This window comes from Gluconacetobacter sacchari, from assembly GCF_014174255.1.
Taxonomy (GTDB): domain Bacteria; phylum Pseudomonadota; class Alphaproteobacteria; order Acetobacterales; family Acetobacteraceae; genus Gluconacetobacter; species Gluconacetobacter sacchari.
In genome coordinates, this window is the sequence record NZ_JABEQJ010000085.1 from 1 (window position 1) to 1,696 (window position 1,696).

Here is a 1,696-nt window from a genome sequence, read left to right on the forward strand (position 1 = left end):
CGCACCGTTTCAAAATGACACCGCCTCAACCCGGTGCGATCCCGCGCGCCCAAACCACAAAAGCAGAAAAATCCACCCAAAATACTCAATGCCGTGAATAAGATGGGCTAAATCCGCAACCATCCTGCGGCCACAAACCGCTCCAAAAGCCATTCGGCCTGCGCTACACTCTGTCTGCATCGGGTCTCTGGCCTCGCTCGCGGATTTTGCCTCTCCAACAAGAACTTTCGCCGATTTCAGAGCCCGATGCACATACCCCGTGTGAGATTTCCGAGAAAATCAGGTATAAGACACTTCAATCGACGAGCCTTTGTTTCCTCCACATCTGAAAAGAGAAAAATGCTTACAGTTTTGGTTTATAGAAGTAAAAAAATATCCACACTCAGCCCTTTCGAGCTAGATAACCTCATCCGCAATTCAGATTATAAAAATAAATTAGCCAATATATCTGGGGTTTTGTTCTATAATGATGATTATTTTTTCCAAATAATTGAAGGTGAAGAAAATTGCATCTCAAATCTATATCATGAAATTTGCGCTGATGATAGACATGATGATTTAGTAAAAATTCTTGAAACACAGATTCCGACGCGCTATTTCGAGAATTTTGGAATGATTTCATTTGACATTCGAAAAAAAACTCGCGACGATTTATTGCTGGAAATAAAAAACCAAAGCAGAAATAGAGGGAAAAGCCCATATTTTGACCGGGTGCTACGAGTAGTTTCTTCATTCACTTCAGGGGTGTGGTGCGGTGAAGAAAACTATAAATCTCCTTGTATGGAATGGATAGAGTCATGCGTGGACGTGGGGAGCTCCCCAATTTCTTCGTGCCTTGATAAGGTCAAATATAAATTTTCTGTTCAACCCATAATAAATCCGTTGGAAAGGAAAATATCTTCGTACGAATTTTTGTTACGAACCGACAAAGGAGGACCGCCTCACGAATGTTTTTCACTGCTTTCTTCACATGAACAATATGTTTTAGATGCCACATCTAAGCTAGTTGCTTTTGAATGGGCGTCAAAAATTATAGAAGGCGAAACAAAAATCTCTGTTAATTTACTACCCATGACATTAGTAAATATAACAGGAATTGTTGACGATTTAGTCTCTCAATTGAATTCATTTTCCCTTAATTCAGGTCAGGTTATCATAGAAATAACTGAAGAAGAGGTAATATCAGAGCCTAAAAAGTTTTCTAACGTGATAAAATGTTTGCGCGCTGCTGGCTTTGGTATTGCCATTGATGATTTTGGAGCCGGATTTGCTGGCCTGTCCTTGATCACAAAATTTCAGCCAGATAAAATAAAAATAGACCGATTGATTATTAAAAATATCAATAAAGATGGGCCGCGCCAAATGATAGTGAGATCAGTATTGACCTTATGTCGATCACTAGGAATAGAGGTTGTCGCAGAGGGTGTGGAAAATATCGAAGAATGGCGGTGGTTAGAAAGTGTAGGCATAAATCTTTTTCAAGGATATTTATTTTCAAGACCAAATACGACTAGTTCTCTTTCGATAAAGTGGCCAAAATTGAAATAGAGCATTTCCACCGAAAAACCGTTCGATGGAGATGCTCTAGCCCATCTTATTCACGGCATTGAGTATTTTGGGTGGATTTTTCTGCTTTTGTGGTTTGGGCGCGCGGGATCGCACCGGGTTGAGGCGGTGTCATTTTGAAACGGTGCGT

At 40.4% G+C, this 1,696-nt stretch carries 1 protein-coding gene; it reads left to right on the forward strand.

Translation table 11 applies throughout. The features are described 5' to 3' along the window. The first annotated feature begins 339 nt into the window (after nucleotides 1-339). Nucleotides 340-1,548 carry a diguanylate phosphodiesterase gene (locus tag HLH48_RS22725; protein ID WP_182999714.1) on the forward strand — a complete coding sequence of 403 codons (1,209 nt, stop codon included), beginning with the start codon at nucleotides 340-342 and terminating at the stop codon, nucleotides 1,546-1,548. The last annotated feature ends 148 nt before the right edge of the window (nucleotides 1,549-1,696 follow it).

Excerpts from the sequence above, each read along its gene's own strand:
- HLH48_RS22725 (WP_182999714.1), top strand. The coding sequence starts at position 340 with ATGCTTACAGTTTTGGTTTATAGAAGTAAAAAAATATCCACACTCAGC.